Genomic DNA, 16916 nt, shown 5'->3' with positions numbered 1-16916 from the left:
CATTCACCAGTCAACCACGGTGCCGTCCGGCATGACGGCATTGCGGGCATGCAGCACTTCCTGCTCAAAGGGGTGACGCGCGATCACGTCCTCATTGACGGTGACGCCAAGGCCCGGCAGTTCGGGCAAGTCCCAGCGGCCTGGTTTACGCCGAATTGGCCAGGTAACGACCTCGTCGTACCAGGCGACGGCACCGGACATCTCCTCCTGAATGACGACGTTTGGCGTCGATATGCCGAAGTGAAGAGCAGCGACGCCAGCGATCGGACCGAGCGGGTTGTGCGGCGCAAGGCCGATGCCTGCCGTTTCCGCCATGGCCGCGATCTTCTTTGTCTCCAGCAGACCGCCAGTGTGGCAGATATCAGGCTGGGCAATGTTGAAGGCACGGGCTGCGATCGAGTGCGTGAATTCGCGACGTCCGATCAGCCGCTCGCCGGAAGCGATCGGCACGGCCGATCGCGCCGTGATATGCGCCAGTCCGGCAACATCTTCGGGCGGCACGGGTTCTTCCGCGAACATGATGCGGGCCGGCTCGATTGCCTTGAGGTAATCCATCGCAGCGTTAACGGATGCAGGGCGTCCATGGAAATCGACCATGATGCCGATGTCCGGACCTATGGCCTCGCGAAGTGAGCCAACCATGTTGGCGACAGAATCAACGGCTTTCGCAGGCGATACGTAGTGGGTGTAGGGAATGCAGACGACCTTGACAGCGTCGTAGCCTGCCTGCGTCACGATGCGTCCGCGTTCCACGATCGCGTCCGCGGATCCGGTCTCATAGACCGCCTTCATGTCTCCGAGGCCGAGATGCGTGTAGGTGCGCAGATAGTCGCGAACCTGTCCGCCCAGAAGGCGCCAGACGGGGACTCCCAATGATTTGCCCAGGATGTCCCAGAGCGCGATCTCAATGCCGCTGACGGCAGACATTCCCTCGACGCCAAGACGCCAAAATCCGTGGCGCGTAAGTATCTGGTAGCACTGCTCCACGTTGCGCGGATCCTGCCCGATGAGCAGGGCCTCAAGGTCCTGAAGCGCCCCAACGACGGCTCGGGTCTTCCATTCCAGCGTTGCCTCACCCCAGCCAAACAGCCCGGGCTCGTCGGTTTCGACCCGGACGAAAACCCAGTTGCGCATTTCCGCATTGCAGACGCGCGCCTTGATGGCCGTAATTTTCATTGGTCCTCCCAGACCTGCCGCCTTTTTTTGAAGGCGATATGTATGATTTATTATGGATAATATGGACGAGTCAAGCGCAACGTCGATGTGGAGCAAGGCCGCGCCTCGATGTTCAGCTCGCAACCATCATGTCCTCGCCGCCCATCCAGCGCAGGCATCAGCAGCTCACTCAGCTTGCCTGATCAGTATTCGTCAACGTCGATGACAGCCTGGGCAAAGGCTTGCGGGCTTTCTTGAGGCAAGTTGTGGCCGATACCGCCGGTGATGATCCGGTGCGTGTATCTGCCCGAGAATTTCTTGGCGTAGGAACTGCTGTCGGGATGGGGTGCGCCATTGGCATCACCCTCAAGGGTAATGGTCGGCACTGTGATCACGGGAGCTTCGGCCAGCCGGTTTTCCAGACCGTCATATTCCGGCTCGCCCTGTGCCAGGCCGAGCCTCCAGCGGTAATTGTGAATGACGATGCTGACGTGATCCGGGTTGTCCAAGGCTGCGGCGCTGCGCTGGAAGATTTCATCGTCGAAATTCCACTGCGGCGAAGCGAGTTGCCAGATGAGTTTGGCGAAATCGCGCGTGTATTTCTCGTAGCCGGCGCGGCCGCGATCCGTGGGGAAGTAATACTGATACCACCATTGAAGCTCCGCCTCCGGTGCCAGCGGCACCATGCCGACCTGCTGATTTCCGATGAGATAGCCGCTCACCGAGACGATCGCCTTGCAACGCTCAGGCCAGAGCGCGGCAACGACATTGGCCGTTCGGGCGCCCCAGTCGCAGCCGGCGATCGTGGCCTTTTCGATCCCCAGCGCATCCATCAGGGCGATCGTATCCGCGGCGAGCGCCGACTGCTGGCCATTGCGCATCGTCTCGTCCGACAGGAATCGCGTAGTGCCGTAGCCGCGCAGGTAGGGCACAATCACGCGGTACCCCTTTGCGGCAAGCAGAGGAGCGACGTCGGTGTAGGTGTGAATGTCATAGGGCCAGCCATGAAGCAGGATCACTGGAGCACCTTCGGCAGGCCCCAGCTCCGCATATCCGACGCTCAGTTTTTCGGCATTGACCTGTCTGAGCGAGCCGAATGATTCCGGCCTGGCTTGCGTCGCGGACGCCCTCGCCTCGACCATCCAAGTGGCTGCCGGCGCGCTCAAGCCGAGTTCGGTGGCGGAGAACATCATTGCTGTCGCACCGACAATGCGCCGGCGGCGATGATCGACCGTGTCGGGAGCCTTACTCGCATTCATGATGAAGCCTCTATGATGACCAACAAGCGGGAACAACTAGACCGGCCGCTGCATCGGCCGACAGGAAATATTGCGCTTATTTCGACGGTGACTGCGGCGAATCCAGTATTGCAACCACTCGGCCAGGGGGCAGTGCGGCGAGCTCTGACTGAACGTCGGTAAGGTCCAGCGTTTCCTCGATTTCCCTCCGGAGAAATTCGAGACGTAGGCCATCCCCGCGCTTGGAAGCGGCTGGATGTAGCATCCGCAGGAACGGCAGCATGAGAATGACTCCTGATCTTCTGTTTGGGCGAGAGGATATGTTGCATCTGATCTTATGCTCGAAGTCGCCCTCGGCTTCAGACGAGGCCCTCACGATCCATTGCGATGCGCACGGCCGGTCGGGCAGCCATTCGGACGCGAAGGGCTTGCAAAGGCGCGGGAACAGGGACGTGGAAGCGGGCCGCCCAAAGCAGCATCACGAAAAGATAAAAATCCGCGACGCTGGGTTTGTCGCCGAACAGATAGTCGGTCTCGAGCCCGTCAGCGAAGAACTCGAGTTGGCTCGTAATCGTCGCGCTCGCCTTGGCCTTTTCGGCATCGCTGCTTTGGTGCCACATCGGCTTGAAGCTTCGGTGTATTTCAGTTGAGACGTAGGTCAGCGCTTCGAGAAGGCGGGTACGGCCCAACGGCCCCGCCACTCCCAGTGGCGGGTATTGCGACGCAATCCAGTCGAGGACGGCGATATTTTCCGTCAGCGTTTCGCCGCTATCCAGCACGAGGGCTGGAACGTAGCCCTTGCGCGTGACGGTAGTGAAATCATCCCCGGAGCCTGTCCGTTTGGTCTTGAGGTTCACACTTTCGCGCTCGAAGGGAACACCGGCCTCTTCCAGAGCGATGTGGTCCGCCAGGCTGCAGGCGAGAGGGCTGTAGTAGAGTTTCACCGCTTTTCCCTTTTCTAAACCCGATTGAATCCCGCAATTGGTCGTCGCCCGGCGGAAAACCTGCCCCGCGCCACGCGAGACAACCGCTCCAGAAACTCGCACTTGGCGGAGACGACGACTACGACACCGACAGCCAGGCGTGCCTATGCCGAGGTATGGTCGGGCTGAAGTTCGGGATCGCCGTGCGCAATGCCGGGGCGTATGCCAGCTCAGTGGCCAACGTTTATCTGGAGGAATCCAGAACCTTCCATGATGGCATCATCGCCAGCCCTGCCAGTCCTTCGCTCAGGAAATCCTAAACGAAAGTATTGGACGCACGTGCCGTTGGCACGATGGCTCACACCCGGCCACGGCCGGCATATTTCACGCGACGTGAGCAGACTGGAAAGGCGAAAGCCGTGGCCTGCTTTTGCTCGATTGCCACCAACGCGATGACGCAGCTTCCAACAATAGGAGTCGCCATCATGGCCGACCTTTCCGAAACCCCCACAGCCGAGCACACATTGCGCGTCGAAGCGCCCGCCGCGATCGAGGTCGACGTCTCCTCGCTGACGCCGGGAACGTCGCTGATCGTCGACTGGCACGGCAAGCCGGTGGTCGTGCGCAACCGCACCGAAAAAGAGAGGAAGGACGGCCAGGCAGTCAGTCTCGCCGAGCTCAAGGATCCAATTGCCCGCAACGCCAACCTGCCGGCCGATGCGCCGGCAACCGACGCCAATCGAACTATGCCGGGCAAGGAAGCCTGGGTGGTGATGATCCAGGTCTGCACCCATCTCGGCTGCATCCCGCATGGTCAGGAAGGCGATTTCGACGGCTGGTTCTGCCCCTGCCATGGTTCGCAATACGACACCGCCGGCCGCGTCCGGAAGGGGCCGGCGCCGGAGAACATGGCGGTGCCGGTGTTCCAGTTCATTTCCGACACCAAGATCCGTATCGGCTGAGGCAGGGGGCATTTCGATGAGCGGCGACAAACACTCGACCTATACGCCCAAAACCAGAATCGAACGTTGGTTCGATGCCCGCCTGCCGCTGCCGCGGCTGGTCTATGACAGCTTCATCGTCTATCCGGTGCCGCGCAACCTGAACTACGCCTATACGTTCGGCGGTATTCTCACGATCATGCTGGTTTCACAGATCCTGACCGGCATCGTGCTGGCGATGCATTACGCCCCTGATACGGGGCTGGCCTTCAACTCGGTCGAGCAGATCATGCGCGACGTGAATTCGGGCTGGCTGCTGCGCTACCTCCATTCCAACGGCGCGTCGTTCTTCTTCATTGCCGTCTACCTCCACATCTGCCGCGGGCTCTACTATGGTTCGTACAAGGCGCCGCGTGAGCTGCTGTGGGTGCTCGGTTGCACCAACCTCCTGCTGATGATGGCGACGGCCTTCATGGGCTACGTGCTGCCTTGGGGACAGATGTCGTTCTGGGGCGCTACTGTCATCACCAACTTCTTCACCGCCGTCCCACTGATCGGCGACTGGCTCCAGCAGCTTTTGCTCGGCGGGTTCGCGGTCGACAATCCGACGCTGAACCGCTTCTTTGCGCTGCATTACCTGCTGCCATTTGTGCTTGCGGGCGTGGTGACCTTGCATATCTGGGCGCTTCACGTCGTCGGCCAGAACAATCCGACCGGCATCGAGGTCAAATCGAAAACTGATGTCGTGGACTTCACGCCCTATGCCACCGTCAAAGATGCCTTCGGCATCCTCGTGTTCCTGTTCTTCTTCGCCTATTTCGTTTTCTACCTGCCGAACTACCTCGGCCATCCCGACAATAGCAGCATCGCCAATCCGCTGAAGACGCCGGCCCACATCGTCCCGGAATGGTACTTCCTGCCGTTTTACGCGATCCTGCGGGCCATCACCTTCAATATCGGGCCCATCGATTCCAAGCTCGGCGGCGTGCTCGCGATGTTCGGCTCGATCGCGGTGCTGTTCCTGGTGCCGTGGCTCGACACCTCGAAGGTGCGCTCGGCGGTCTATCGGCCCTGGTACAGGGTGCTCTTCTGGCTGTTCGTTGCCAATGCCCTCTTTCTCGGCTGGCTCGGCTCCCGGCCGGCGGAAGGCGCATACGTCGTCATGTCCCAACTGGCGACGCTTTACTATTTTGCGTTCTTCATTATCGCCATGCCGGTGCTCGGGCTGATCGAAAAGCCGCGACGGCTGCCGAATTCGATCACCGAAGCAGTTCTCGAAAAAGACAAGGCCAGCGGCAGAGGCCCGATCGCCGGGCCGGAGACCAAACATTGAACTTGGCATCGGGATCGTTCATGAGCTGGTGGAACTCTCCTCTGGTCTACATCGTGTTGCTCGGCCTCGCCGGGATCGTCGTTTGGTCCCTCATCCCCAGACGCTTCGCCAATGCGAAGCTGGTCGTCCAACTCGGCTTTTTCCTCGCCATGTCGGCCATGGTTCTCGACCTGCGCGTCGTGCCATACGAGACCGCAGGGGACAACGAGACAACCGGAGGAGCGATCCTCATCGGCTCGGTCAAGCTGCTCTGGTGGGTTCACCTTGCCTGGGCGCTAATCGGATTTGTCCGTATCTATCTCGTCTTCGAGCGAAAGCCGCGCGAGGCACGTCTCCTGCAGGACGTCGTGGTCGGTGTCGTCTACGCTGGAATGTTCCTGTCGATCCTGGCGTTTGTCTTTGCAGTGCCGGTCGGAACGCTCATTGCCACGTCGGGCGTGTTTGCCGTCATCCTGGGACTGGCGCTCCAGAATACGCTTGGTGACGTATTTTCGGCGATCGCGCTTAACCTCGGCCGCCCTTACGTGCTTGGAAACTGGATCATTCTAGGCGACGGAACCGAAGGCCGCGTTGTCGAGACCAACTGGCGGTCGACCCAACTTCTGACCCCGACCCACAATGTCGTGGCGCTGCCAAACAGCCTTCTCGCCAAGATCGGGGTAACAAATCTAAGCGGTCCGGACGAGAGCCATGGACTTGCCGTAACCGTCAAGGTGGCGCCAACGAAGACGCCGGCGATCATCGTAGAGCTCATGCGCACTGTCTTGCTGAGCTGCAATTCAATCCTCCAGGAGCCTTCGCCTTCGGTCACCATCAGAAGCCTGGATGCCGCAGCTATCGAGATCGAGTTGTTTTTTCGCGTCGCAAGTATCGACCAGCGAAGTGCCGCTCGGAACGAAATCTTCGATCTCATTTATCGCCATTCAAAGTCGACCGGCATGCTGCTGGCGGAGCCATTTTCGGGCTCGATTGCCATGACCAACCGGCCGGGCCACGAGATGGCGGCCTCCCATGGCTTCACCCCGATCGAACTCATCAATTCCATACCGGTATTCTCGGCGCTAACGGATACCGAGCAGGAGTCGCTCGCCAAAGCGGCCTCGGTTCGCACCTACCATAAGGGCGAAATCATCGCACGACAGGGAGAGATGCTGCCGTCGCTTATGATCGTACGGACGGGAGTCATCGTCCGGCAAATTGGCGAGGGCGATGATCAACTGCAGGAGATCGGCCGGCTTGCACCTGGCGATTTCTTCGGCGAGACCGGCTTGCTCGCCGGCATTGGCGAGATGTCAAGTTTGCGGGCAATGACCCCCATCACGGTTTACGAGATAGACCAGGAAAACTTTGCGCCGCTGCTGCACGACAGGCCCGAAATGGCCGAAGATCTTGCCGCGATCCTGTCGATGAGGGTGTCGGCTCTTAATGAAAGCGGCATCGCCGGACAGCACCACGCGGGCTCCAAATTCGCGCTCCTCAAAGCCATTCAGACAGTCTTTCGCGCCGCTCCGTTCAAGCGCGTTCGAGCACCTGGCTGATAAGGCATGCAGAAGGACAGAGATCCATGACCATCCGCCAAAGCGATATCACAGGCATCGATACACTCATCCAGCCGGCTATCCGTGATTTTGCGGACGGACTGAAGATAAGGCGCGTATTGCCGTCCTCGAATCGCCTGATGATCGGGCCCTTCATCCTGTTCGACCATTTCGGCCCGCTATGTTCGACGCAGGTCACGGTTTCGATACGGGACCGCATCCGCATATCGGCGTTGCGGCCGTGACCTACCTGATCGATGGCGAGATCGTCCATCGCGACAATTTGGGTAAAGTGCAGACCATCCGTCCTGGCGAGGCCAACTGGATGACGGCCGGGTCGGGCATCGTTCATTCCGAGCGCACGCCACCGGACGTTCTCCGACATGGTCTATGCCGAAATTGTGCTCACGAGCGGTGCGCGCTACCAGGTGAAACCCGAACACCGTGAGCGTGCGATCTACATCGTCGCCGGTGAGGTTGGAATTGTCGGCCATCTCGGTACGTTTCATGAGCCGAATTAGTAGCTCTGGCGCGCGGCGTTGAGATTGTGCTCCAGGCGCCTGCCTTCCATGCGGCGAGACTGATGCTGATAGGAGGTGAGCCCCTGGCCGAGCCACGTCATATCTATTGTAACTTCGTCTCCTCTTCAGCCGAACGGATCGAGCAGGCAAAGGCGGATTGGCGCGAACGCCGCTTCCCCGGCGTGCCGGGAGAGCACGAGCTCATGCCTCTGCCGGATGGCAGCATGTGAGGGATAAGGCAGCGGATGGTGACCTCAGCGCCGCGACAGCTTGACGCCGGGTGGCGCAGGCAGACCACTACGACATCAAGTAGAGATCGTTCATCGTTTCCTCATCGAGCAAACCGTCGAACCAGACGTCGAAGATTGTCTCGAGGAGGAACTCGTCGTTGCTTGCTTCGGAAAACAGCGTCAGGGACGCGTGCAACTTCTTCGCATCAACGTCACCGAAGACAGCGCGAGCGCTTAGGCCGGAGAGCCGCTGCAGGGTGCCAACGCATTCCCGATAACGGCCTCCAAGGATCGGAAATGACAGATAGGCGCTGGCTTCGTCGAGCGATGTGATTGCATATGGCTCAGGCGCAGTACCGCTTCGCCTGGTGGCCAACCTTGGGAAGATGAACTCCATATAGGGAGTGCACATCATCCCTCGACGTAGAATGGCCAGCGCGTCGTCGTAGACCGGATCCTGTGCGCTGACGAACCTCTGCAAATCATACTGGTCAGGCATTTGGATAGATCCTTGGGAAACCCTCAACATTGGTGCCCTGACTAGCCGTCGACGACATCTGCATAGTCCGGGTGCTTGGCGAAAAAGCGGCTCATGAAGGGACATTTCAAGATCGCTTTACGGCCGGTTTTGCGGAGCAGTTCGAAGGTCCCTTGGGCCAATCGCGACGCGATCCCTTGTCCGGAAAATTCCGACGGGACTTCGGTGTGTATCAGCGCGACCTGCCCGCCCTCGAGCCGATAGTAGGCCGCCGCAAACATATCGCCGGCGATCGGCAACTCGAAACGGTGCTGTTGGACGTTTTCAACGACTTGTGCATCCATCTCTATCTCTCGATTGTATGTCACGTCTGTCACCGGGGGGAGATTGGCCGGCCGCTATCGCACCGCAGGCAACCGCAGAGTGACGGTCGTGCCTGCCCCGAGCGTGCTCTGAAGGTCGATGCTTCCGCCTGACTGCTCGACAAAGCGCTTCACCATCGGCAAACCGACGCCGCCGAGGCCTTCGCTTTTGGTGGTGAAGAACGGATCGAAGGCGCAGACCATTGTCTCGCTGGTCATCCCGATACCGTTATCCGCGACACGGATATCTACCTGACCGGCGGTAGAGCTTTCAGAGGCCAAGCCGGCATCGATCGAGATGAAACCGCCGTCAGGCATTGCATCGCGCGCGTTGAACAGAAGGTTCAGAACCGCATTTTGCAACCCAAAGCGATCGCATCTCACCAAAGGCAGGTCGGACCCAACCCGAAGCTCAAGACCGAAATTGGCATCCAAGGCGCTCCGCACGAGGGTTTCGATCTCAGCCAGGCAAGCATCTACGTTTGTGTATTCGATTTCCGCGTGGCTCTCTCGAGCCAGGCTGATGGTTTGCCGGACAAGGTCCCCAGCCCGTTCCAAAGCCGTTTTGGCGCCGGCAATTACAGGCCCAAGCGCCGGAGTCGCTTGGATGCTCGGATCGCGGGCCAGGTGGTTCAACGCCGACGAGGCGACCTGAATGAGATTGCCGAGGTCATGGACGATGCCGGCCGTCGACATTTGCACGGACATACCACTTCCAAGACCATCGGGCGGGCCGTCGAAGACATCTTCTTTTATGTCCGGACGAAACATTTCATAACCCCGTTGGCTCAGTCGACACCCATTTGCTTCAATACGCTATAATTTACGGCATTTATTGTCAATTATATCTAAGACGCCTCCGATACATACTTATGTATATCCAAACGATAGACCAAGCTCTATTGATAGCCGATCCCGCTGATGTAGTTGGCAAGCAGCCGTTCCTGCAGTTCCTCTTGTTTGAAAAGCGCCTTCATCGCATCACGGATATCGAGGACGCCTAGCGGTTTCGAGTCAGCCCCTAGCACCGGCACATTCTGAAGGCCTTGCGCGGCCATGGTCTGCCAGACTGAATGAAGGTCGTCATCGGGACCACAGGACACGATGGACGTGCTCATCAATGCCGCAATCGGCGCTTCTGTTGGCCCTGAATTCGCCAGATGGCGGACAAGGTCGGACTTGCTCAGCACGCCTGCCGCCTCCCCACTGCCGTGGCACACCACGACCAGGCCTATTGCGGGCCCGGAAAGTGAGAGTGCTGCACTGCGGAGTGGAGCGTCGACATCAATCACCATGAGACGGGCCGATATTACTGGATGCAGACTGTCAATGCGCATGACGCCCTCCTGAGAGCGCCTCGCGGCCGCGGCCGGGAGGCTGAGATCGGTTCCAGTGTTGGTCGCCGAGCTCGGCGCCTTCGCCTGGCCGGTCAGAATGGCGCGCAAACAAGCGCCATTCTGACCCGTTCCAAAGATTAGCTCAGTGCTGCTTTGCTCAGGCCAAACTTCGCATCCCCCGAGCCCGGGACGGGTTTGAAGCCGATGTTCAGACGGTTCCAAGAATTGACCGCCATGACAACGAAGGTCAGATCGGAAATTTCCTTCTCGGAAAGCTGTGACCTGACCCGATCGTAGATCTCGTCGGGGACACCCTGCTCGGGCAGCTTGGTCAAGACTTCCGTCCATGCCAGGGCTGCACGCTCGCGAGGAACGAACAAGGTCGAATCCCGCCAGGCTGCCAGGTGGTAAAGGCGCAGTTCGCGCTCGCCATGAATCTTCGCCTGTTTGACGTGCATATCAAGGCAGAAGGTGCACCCGTTCACCTGCGCGGCTCGGACTGCAACAAGGTCGCGGATCGGTTCTTCGATCGACCCCTCTCGCGTCGCACCAAGAAATTCAATAAATTTCTTCAGAAGTTCCGGCGACTGCTCGGCATAACTCGCGCGTTGGGCGACGGCTTTTCCTTTCGGAGCGACCGGTGACGCTGCAATATTCATTACTTATCTCCTTGAGGTGTTTGCAATCCATTGCAGCGTAAGGATGACCGGTGAGACGAACTGTTGCTATCGTGCCGATGATATGTATTGCCACTCGATTGGGTTGGGGCGCCTAAACCGAAGTATAGGAGGTGGAAATTGGCACCTGACCGCTGCCCTCGGCAATTCGCTTTGGCGCAGGCATGCGACGGGCGCACAGCGTTTGGGTCACTTGAAGGGCGAGGCTGAACCGACCGGTGTCGATAGAACCTGGATCGAAACTGCGTTCACTCTTCGAAGGGAGCGTTCATCACAAGATCAACTGCCGAAGTCGCCTTGTAGCCTGAAACAAAGCGCTCGCCGAAGTCCCGGGCAAAGTTGTCGTAGGTGGTTTCCGGCCTGACCTCGGCGATATGGCAAAAGCATCGCGTCATCCGTCGCTTCATTTGGAGGCGTGGAAACTCACCGATGATCTTTGCAATCTCGGCTGACGAAATGAGGCTGTATTGCAAGCCGACGACATCGAGACAGATGCCGGCTGTGCAAAGCGCCACCTCAGCCTCCTTGTAGAGGCCGATTGACGGCGTCGAGTTGAGGGCGACGCTGTCCCAGATCAATTGGGCGCGCCGCTCGTCGAAGCCGCCCTCCCGAACGAAGGTGCGGGCAAGATCGGCGCCTTCCACTTCGAAACGGCGCGGCCCGGCGAAGTCCTCATTGAGCGTGACGTCATGCAACAGGGTTGCAACGGCAACAACCTCCGCGTCGTGCTGGATATTCTGAATCTGTCCGATCCGGGCCGCGAAAAGCCAGGATCGGACCACGTGGTTGAACAGGTAGGGTTCACATCGCTGGCGGGCATGTTCGATCGCTCGGCCAACAAGCGGAGTATCGGGGACCAAAATCCCCGCAAGTGTGCGGATGGCGATCGAATTCATGTCACTGACCGTCCCTTCGCGTACGCCCCGATGGTCCCGGGGGCTACGATTTCATTTCGCGTTCGTCGTAAGTTCCGTCTCGCTGGTGTCGACGACGAAAATAGCAAGCAGACGAGCGCCTTCCGTCTTGCTGGCGTTTTCGCTGACGGCATGACGGTCGCCAGGGAATTCCGAGAAACTCTCGCCGGCGCGATAAGTCTTCACCGGCCCGTCGTTGACCTGGCTTCGGATCGCCCCCTCCAGGACCGTGGCATAGATGAACGCGGATTTGGGATGGGTATGAGCCGGCGACGTACCCCCAGGCGCGTACTCGACGAGCACGGCTTTCATGCTCTTGCCGGGCACGTTTGGAAGAGCCTGGTCGTAGACAAGCTTTACGTTGGCGGCGTCATTGGCCATTGCTGCGGTGACGGAAGCGGAGGTGAGCGCGGCGCAGAGAAGTGTTTTGATCATGTCTGGTCTCCTTGTTGTGCGAATGGCGGGCCTATCCGATGATTACTTACTTCGGTGGTGTGTATCGGCTGAGCCAATCATCGAAACGCACGGCGCCGATGCGCGCGTTCTCGCCGGGCACCAGCGTTCGATCGTCGATTGCCACTTGGCCGTAGTAGAGCGCGCCGGGATCCGGGACGACTTTGCGCGGGTCGTTGGTGGCCTTCAGGAAGCGCTCGACAAGTTCGCTCATGCGAACACGCTCCGGGCCGGCAATTTCGATCATGCCGTTCAACGGCGCGGCAAGCGCGACGTCCGCCATCGCATCGGCAACATTATCAGCCGCCATGGGTTGGAAGTAGGCCGGCGACATATGAATGGTATCCCCGACGGCGCCCGTGTTTGCGATGGCGGCGGTGAATTCGAAGAATTGAGTGGCGTGAACGATGGTGTAGGGAATTCCGGACTCCCTGATCAGCTTTTCCTGAAGCAACTTGCCGCGGAAATAGCCCATGCCCTGCAGCCGGTCGGTACCGACGACCGACAGCGCCACGTGATGACGGACGCCGGCGGCCGTTTCGGCGGCAAAAAGATTACGCCCGGATGCCTCGAAGAACTCCAGGGCAGCCTTTTCCTCGAACGACGGCGAGTTCGCGAGGTCGACGACGACCTGCGCACCGGCAAGCGCGGCCGCCAGACCCTCTCCCGTAACGGTGTTGACGCCCGAATTCGGCGACGCCGCAAGCACGTCGTGTCCTTTGTTTCGCAGTCTCTCCACGGTCTTTGAACCGATCAGCCCGGTTCCGCCGATGACGACGATCTTCATGTCTGGTCTCCTGGTGTTGCGTGTCTATTTTTCGTTGCTCGATCGGATGCTGGGCGTTTCCGGCCTGCTACTGACTGACCGATGCAGCAGCATCCTCGATGAGTGACGTGACCTCGTCGGGATGCGAAACCATGAGCGCATGGGACGCACCCTCGATGACGACGGTCTTTACCGCATGCGCACGCTTGGCCATGAAGCTCATGACGGCTGCCGGGATGTTCCGGTCATCCGAGCCGTAGATCATGTAGGACGGCAGCGTCTTCCATGAGGCGACGCCCGAGGCTTCAGCCAGAGCCGCCTGCGCAACAGGGCGTTGAGTGGCAGCCATCAGCAAAGTCTGCTCTTGCGGAACGTCGGCGGCGAACTGGGCGCGGAACTTGGCCGGCTCGATGAAGAGGTCTTGTCCGCCGTCCGGCAACGCGACTGGAGCAAGCGCGCTCCCCAAGGTGCTGCCGGGAAACATGCTGGACAACGTAAGGCTCGATTCGCCGGTATCCGGCGCGAAACCTGCCACGTAGACCAATGCCTTCACATTGGGATTGCCATTGGCGGCCTCGGTGATGACAGGCCCGCCGTAGGAATGCCCCACCAGCACGACCGGCCCGGAAACCGACCGGACGATGGCTGAGACTGCTTTCGCATCGCTGGCAACGCCGCGGAGCGGATTAGCTGCGGCTATCGCTACATAACCGTCTTTGCTGAGCTTGGTGATGACTGCATCCCAGCTCGACGATTCCGCGAAGGCGCCGTGCACCAGTACGATCGTCGGCTTGGGCTGAGAATTCGCGGCCTGCGCCATCCCGCCGCCCGACGCGGCAAGCGCTGCGGTGAGGGCCAGGACTCGAGTTATGTTTCGCATTTGCTTTCTCCCGTGTGGCCTGTGGTGACCAATGCTCAGGAGAATGCGCCGACGCGGCCCGCCAACCTATTGTGCGGAAGGGTCTGTCATACAATGCCAAGGTGCAGGGTAGGTCACCAGGGAGATCAGGTGCCCTGCAGCATGATTGAGGTATCTATGCGGGGTGTGCATTGGCGGCGGTCGCCGGAACAGACACTGAGGGCGCGCGGCCAGAGAGTTGTGTTTGCAAGACGCCGCTGCCGCCGTGGCGAGAGCCTGGCGCGGTCGATCCGTTGAGCGCTGGTGAGCCGGCCGGATCGAACACGGCGGCAAAGCCTCCTCTCGTCAACGACATAGTTCCTGGCCTTCGGCCCGCATCGCCAAATGCCTTGGTATGGGTCAAACAGCCGGACCGGCCGTTATTCGCCAGTCTATTGGCGCGACATCGCAGTCGTGGCTCAGAGCACTGCCATCCCGCCGTCGACCCGCAGATTGATGCCCGTGACGAAACTGCTCGCGTCCGAGGCAAGGAACAGGGCGGCTTTTGCCAGCTCTTCCGGCTGCCCCATCCGGCCCAGGGGTATTGCCTCCGCCATCGCCTTTTCAAACAGCCCGCGCTGCTCAAACGGTATGCCTAGCTTATCGAGAATAGCCGTATCCACCGGACCTGGGCTGAGCACGTTGACCCGGATGCCGCGAGACTTCAGTTCGATCGCCCAAGCGCGCGCAAAGGCATTTATGGCCGCCTTCGAGCCCGCGTAAACAGCATGACCGTCCAGAACCTTCTCGCTGGCCAGCGAGCCTGTGAGGATGATTGCGCCGCCATTCCGCATGATCGGAATCAGCTTCTGGACGCGAAGAAGACGCCTCGCGTATTGACGGCAAATTGCGCATCATATTCTGCCTCGGAGACGTCGGCCGAGTGCGTGATGGTGTTTATGCCGGCGTTCGCCATATAGATGTCGAGCGCCCCGAACCTCTGGCGGATCTGTTGCGCTACCTCGTCAGGGTGCGACACGTCGGCCACATTTCCCTGAATGCCCAGCGCGCCTGCCCCGATCTGTGCGACCGCTTCCTCGACCGCCTGCCGCCGGCGGCCGGTAATGACGACTTGCGCGCCCTCGGCCGCAAAGATTTTTGCAGCCGATAGTCCGATCCCGCTGTTTCCGCCGGTGACCACCCCGAGAGTACGCCCATGTCGTTCCTGCCTTCGAAAAATAGTGCCGGTGCTGCTGCGATAGTCGCAACTGCTGGCCAAGAAAATTTCACGCCGAATTGAGACCGCCAAAATGAGCGGCAATCGCAAACGGCTACCGATTGATAAACTCCGGGCGCTTAGCCAGTTTGACGTCTTGCAGAGCGCTTTGGCCTTCAAGGCAGAACAAGCGCGCGGCGGCGACCCCCGACAGCGCGACGTAGTGTCGAACGCCGGCGATCGCCTCCGCGCTGCACAGGCGCAGTTGCCCGAGCGGCAGCCGTGGCGCAGCATATGTTTCGCGCCTCTGCCAGCGCTCCAGCTCGATGGCGCAGTGGTTCGGTTCCACAATCCGGGACATGAGCCGACAGAACCAGCATTCAGGCCACCGCTCGGCTATGCGAGCGCACAAGGTTTGACCTGGCGCGCCACCCGAAATGCGGTTCAGGGCGCGCGAAATATTGCCAAAGGTGGTCATCGGCGGCTCCAAGGAATTGCGGACAACATGCGGTCGTGACTGAGGGCGTGCTATCCTTTGATGAAGGCGAGCAGATCAGCATTGACCTGATCCTGGTGTGTGGCCGTGATCCCGTGGGGCGCGCCGGGGTAATAGATATCCTTTGCGCCTTTGATCAATCGGGCCGACTTGACTGCCGAGTCCTTGACGGGGACGATCTGATCGTCTTCGCCATGCAGGACGAGGGTTGGTACGTCGAACTTCTTGAGGTCCTCGGTAAAATCGGTCTCGGAGAACGCCTTGACGCTTTCGTACGCGTTCACGAGACCCGCCTGCATGCTCCAGAGCCAGAACTGATCCAGAGTCCCCTGGGAAACCTTGGCGCCCGGCCTGTTCGCGCCATAAAACAACGGTGCGAGGTCCCGGTAGTACTGCGAACGATCCTTGACGAGGCCAGCCCTTATGCCGTCGAATACCTCGATTGGCAGACCTTCCGGATTGGCCGGCGTTTTCACCATGATCGGCGGAACAGCGGCGATAAGAACAGCCTTGGCCACCCGCTTCGTCCCGTGCCGTCCGATATAGCGAGCAACCTCGCCTCCTCCGGTGGAATGGCCGACCAGCGTGGCGTCCCGGAGATCCAGCGCCTCGATCACGGCTGCAAGATCGTCCGCATAGCCGTTCATGTCGTTGCCGGACGTGGCCTGGCTCGATCGGCCATGGCCGCGCCGGTCATGCGCAACGACGCGAAAGCCGTTATGGGCAAGAAAGAGCATCTGGCCGTCCCAGGCGTCGGAATTCAGCGGCCAGCCGTGCGAGAACGTGACGACAGGACCCTTGCCCCAATCCTTGTAGTAGATTTCGGTGCCATCCTTGGTCGTGATGGTGCTCATCGTCTTGGTTCCTTTGATTGAGGGGGAAGAGGGAAGGTTTTGTTTTCGGCTCGTTGCCGAAGCAGCGCGGGGCAGTCCGGCGGCAACCGTAGAGATCAGGCCTGCCAACAAGACATCGCGGCGAGATCCGCCGACGGAGAAAAGTCCGTCTTTGTTCATCATGTCCATCCATGTGCTTTGAACATCCTGCTCACCATCACGACCGTCGAGTCGGCCTGTGCGGTCGCGTTCGGGGAGGAGCGAGCGAGGAGCGGTAGAAACGCGACGGTCGTGATGGCTTGCGAGGAACAGGATGCACCGATCCGGGCCGCGAACCTACTCTACGGAAGCATCTGTCATACGATGCCAAAGTGCAGGGCAGGCACGCCGAAGATAGGGCCGGGCTAAGGCAAGCTCTTATAGACACACGTCAATTTAGGCTTGGGTAGCGGCGCGGGGACCGACGCGGCACGGCCGGCGTCAGTTGCTGTTGCATGAAATGTTGCGAGTTTGTCGGTCAGACTGGCGCTGCCAAAGAGCGCCGCTCAGTGGTAACCGATGTTTGGCGCGGGCCTTGCCGCGAAACACCCAACAGGACCACCGATGTACATCAGGATCACCCGCAGCAGCACGAGCGTACCAACAGGCAGGAAGGCCTGGGCGCGCT

17 protein-coding genes and 2 pseudogenes are annotated in these 16916 nt (G+C 59.9%); 4 read left to right on the top strand and 15 right to left on the bottom strand.

The window, feature by feature from the left end:
• Nucleotides 1-3: 3 nt before the first annotated feature.
• The 3 genes from dgoD to NKI59_RS23090 all read right to left on the bottom strand — a co-directional run bounded on the left by dgoD (nucleotide 4) and on the right by NKI59_RS23090 (nucleotide 3337).
• Entirely contained in the window at nucleotides 4-1176 is a 1173-nt protein-coding gene (gene dgoD / locus NKI59_RS23100; RefSeq protein WP_352592526.1) for a galactonate dehydratase, read from the bottom strand.
• Between the two features lie 182 nt (nucleotides 1177-1358).
• The gene (locus tag NKI59_RS23095) at nucleotides 1359-2414 is read right to left on the bottom strand and encodes an alpha/beta fold hydrolase (protein WP_352707102.1); all 1056 of its coding nucleotides are present in this window, start codon (nucleotides 2412-2414) and stop codon (nucleotides 1359-1361) included.
• A 338-nt stretch (nucleotides 2415-2752) separates the two neighbouring features.
• Nucleotides 2753-3337 (bottom strand): glutathione binding-like protein, encoded by a 585-nt coding sequence (locus NKI59_RS23090; protein WP_352592520.1) that lies wholly within the window; start codon nucleotides 3335-3337, stop codon nucleotides 2753-2755.
• A 464-nt stretch (nucleotides 3338-3801) separates the two neighbouring features.
• On the opposite strand from NKI59_RS23090, the gene petA reads away from it, so the two are divergent.
• The 4 genes and pseudogenes from petA to NKI59_RS35155 all read left to right on the top strand — a co-directional run bounded on the left by petA (nucleotide 3802) and on the right by NKI59_RS35155 (nucleotide 7879).
• Complete coding sequence (petA, locus tag NKI59_RS23085; RefSeq protein WP_352592517.1) at nucleotides 3802-4278, top strand: ubiquinol-cytochrome c reductase iron-sulfur subunit; 477 nt, start codon at nucleotides 3802-3804, stop codon at nucleotides 4276-4278.
• Nucleotides 4279-4294: 16 nt separating this feature from the next.
• The gene (locus tag NKI59_RS23080) at nucleotides 4295-5590 is read left to right on the top strand and encodes a cytochrome b (RefSeq protein ID WP_352622865.1); all 1296 of its coding nucleotides are present in this window, start codon (nucleotides 4295-4297) and stop codon (nucleotides 5588-5590) included.
• A 20-nt stretch (nucleotides 5591-5610) separates the two neighbouring features.
• A complete protein-coding gene (locus NKI59_RS23075; protein WP_352622866.1) occupies nucleotides 5611-7128 on the top strand; it encodes a mechanosensitive ion channel family protein in 1518 nt (505 codons plus the stop codon).
• A gap of 26 nt (nucleotides 7129-7154) precedes the next feature.
• Nucleotides 7155-7879 (top strand): annotated as a pseudogene (locus NKI59_RS35155) (pirin family protein).
• A 67-nt stretch (nucleotides 7880-7946) separates the two neighbouring features.
• On the opposite strand, the gene NKI59_RS23055 reads toward NKI59_RS35155, so the two are convergent.
• From NKI59_RS23055 to NKI59_RS23000, 12 genes and pseudogenes are all read right to left on the bottom strand, one after another.
• Nucleotides 7947-8378: a DUF1810 domain-containing protein gene (locus NKI59_RS23055; protein ID WP_352707090.1), complete on the bottom strand. Its 432-nt coding sequence runs from the start codon at nucleotides 8376-8378 to the stop codon at nucleotides 7947-7949.
• A 41-nt stretch (nucleotides 8379-8419) separates the two neighbouring features.
• Nucleotides 8420-8701 carry a GNAT family N-acetyltransferase gene (locus NKI59_RS23050; protein WP_023674211.1) on the bottom strand — a complete coding sequence of 94 codons (282 nt, stop codon included), beginning with the start codon at nucleotides 8699-8701 and terminating at the stop codon, nucleotides 8420-8422.
• Between the two features lie 54 nt (nucleotides 8702-8755).
• On the bottom strand, nucleotides 8756-9490 hold the full coding sequence (locus tag NKI59_RS23045) for a sensor histidine kinase (protein ID WP_352592505.1): 735 nt from the start codon (nucleotides 9488-9490) through the stop codon (nucleotides 8756-8758).
• 128 nt (nucleotides 9491-9618) lie between these two features.
• A complete protein-coding gene (locus NKI59_RS23040; RefSeq protein ID WP_352592502.1) occupies nucleotides 9619-10056 on the bottom strand; it encodes a CBS domain-containing protein in 438 nt (145 codons plus the stop codon).
• A gap of 137 nt (nucleotides 10057-10193) precedes the next feature.
• Nucleotides 10194-10715, bottom strand: coding sequence for a carboxymuconolactone decarboxylase family protein (locus tag NKI59_RS23035; protein ID WP_352592499.1), 522 nt, complete (start codon nucleotides 10713-10715; stop codon nucleotides 10194-10196).
• Between the two features lie 266 nt (nucleotides 10716-10981).
• Nucleotides 10982-11629 (bottom strand): HD domain-containing protein, encoded by a 648-nt coding sequence (locus NKI59_RS23030; protein WP_352455792.1) that lies wholly within the window; start codon nucleotides 11627-11629, stop codon nucleotides 10982-10984.
• A gap of 51 nt (nucleotides 11630-11680) precedes the next feature.
• The gene (locus tag NKI59_RS23025; protein WP_352455791.1) at nucleotides 11681-12082 is read right to left on the bottom strand and encodes a cupin domain-containing protein; all 402 of its coding nucleotides are present in this window, start codon (nucleotides 12080-12082) and stop codon (nucleotides 11681-11683) included.
• A gap of 46 nt (nucleotides 12083-12128) precedes the next feature.
• Nucleotides 12129-12887, bottom strand: a complete 759-nt coding sequence (locus NKI59_RS23020) for an SDR family oxidoreductase (RefSeq protein WP_023674205.1) — start codon at nucleotides 12885-12887, stop codon at nucleotides 12129-12131.
• A gap of 67 nt (nucleotides 12888-12954) precedes the next feature.
• A complete protein-coding gene (locus NKI59_RS23015) occupies nucleotides 12955-13746 on the bottom strand; it encodes an alpha/beta fold hydrolase (protein WP_352592496.1) in 792 nt (263 codons plus the stop codon).
• Between the two features lie 437 nt (nucleotides 13747-14183).
• Nucleotides 14184-14944, bottom strand: a pseudogene (locus NKI59_RS23010) (glucose 1-dehydrogenase).
• Nucleotides 14945-15035: 91 nt separating this feature from the next.
• Nucleotides 15036-15398 carry a hypothetical protein gene (locus NKI59_RS23005; RefSeq protein WP_352592493.1) on the bottom strand — a complete coding sequence of 121 codons (363 nt, stop codon included), beginning with the start codon at nucleotides 15396-15398 and terminating at the stop codon, nucleotides 15036-15038.
• Between the two features lie 50 nt (nucleotides 15399-15448).
• Nucleotides 15449-16429 carry an alpha/beta fold hydrolase gene (locus NKI59_RS23000; RefSeq protein ID WP_502894826.1) on the bottom strand — a complete coding sequence of 327 codons (981 nt, stop codon included), beginning with the start codon at nucleotides 16427-16429 and terminating at the stop codon, nucleotides 15449-15451.
• Nucleotides 16430-16916 lie beyond the last annotated feature (487 nt).

Origin of the sequence: Mesorhizobium sp. M0598, assembly GCF_040320865.1 — a bacterium.
Lineage (GTDB): Bacteria > Pseudomonadota > Alphaproteobacteria > Rhizobiales > Rhizobiaceae > Mesorhizobium.
Note: the sequence above shows the minus strand (reverse complement) of the source record. Positions and strands in the feature narration are given on the sequence as shown.

What these genes read in the sequence shown, in the direction of transcription:
- dgoD (WP_352592526.1), bottom strand. Translation starts at nt 1,176, where the DNA reads ATGAAAATTACGGCCATCAAGGCGCGCGTCTGCAATGCGGAAATGCGC.
- NKI59_RS23025 (WP_352455791.1), bottom strand. Translation starts at nt 12,082, where the DNA reads ATGATCAAAACACTTCTCTGCGCCGCGCTCACCTCCGCTTCCGTCACC.
- NKI59_RS23080 (WP_352622865.1), top strand. Translation starts at nt 4,295, where the DNA reads ATGAGCGGCGACAAACACTCGACCTATACGCCCAAAACCAGAATCGAA.
- NKI59_RS23050 (WP_023674211.1), bottom strand. Translation starts at nt 8,701, where the DNA reads ATGGATGCACAAGTCGTTGAAAACGTCCAACAGCACCGTTTCGAGTTG.
- NKI59_RS23030 (WP_352455792.1), bottom strand. Translation starts at nt 11,629, where the DNA reads ATGAATTCGATCGCCATCCGCACACTTGCGGGGATTTTGGTCCCCGAT.
- NKI59_RS23020 (WP_023674205.1), bottom strand. Translation starts at nt 12,887, where the DNA reads ATGAAGATCGTCGTCATCGGCGGAACCGGGCTGATCGGTTCAAAGACC.
- NKI59_RS23075 (WP_352622866.1), top strand. Translation starts at nt 5,611, where the DNA reads ATGAGCTGGTGGAACTCTCCTCTGGTCTACATCGTGTTGCTCGGCCTC.
- NKI59_RS23015 (WP_352592496.1), bottom strand. Translation starts at nt 13,746, where the DNA reads ATGCGAAACATAACTCGAGTCCTGGCCCTCACCGCAGCGCTTGCCGCG.
- NKI59_RS23045 (WP_352592505.1), bottom strand. Translation starts at nt 9,490, where the DNA reads ATGTTTCGTCCGGACATAAAAGAAGATGTCTTCGACGGCCCGCCCGAT.
- NKI59_RS23040 (WP_352592502.1), bottom strand. Translation starts at nt 10,056, where the DNA reads ATGCGCATTGACAGTCTGCATCCAGTAATATCGGCCCGTCTCATGGTG.
- NKI59_RS23095 (WP_352707102.1), bottom strand. Translation starts at nt 2,414, where the DNA reads ATGAATGCGAGTAAGGCTCCCGACACGGTCGATCATCGCCGCCGGCGC.
- petA (WP_352592517.1), top strand. Translation starts at nt 3,802, where the DNA reads ATGGCCGACCTTTCCGAAACCCCCACAGCCGAGCACACATTGCGCGTC.
- NKI59_RS23000 (WP_502894826.1), bottom strand. Translation starts at nt 16,429, where the DNA reads ATGAACAAAGACGGACTTTTCTCCGTCGGCGGATCTCGCCGCGATGTC.
- NKI59_RS23035 (WP_352592499.1), bottom strand. Translation starts at nt 10,715, where the DNA reads ATGAATATTGCAGCGTCACCGGTCGCTCCGAAAGGAAAAGCCGTCGCC.
- NKI59_RS23055 (WP_352707090.1), bottom strand. Translation starts at nt 8,378, where the DNA reads ATGCCTGACCAGTATGATTTGCAGAGGTTCGTCAGCGCACAGGATCCG.
- NKI59_RS23005 (WP_352592493.1), bottom strand. Translation starts at nt 15,398, where the DNA reads ATGACCACCTTTGGCAATATTTCGCGCGCCCTGAACCGCATTTCGGGT.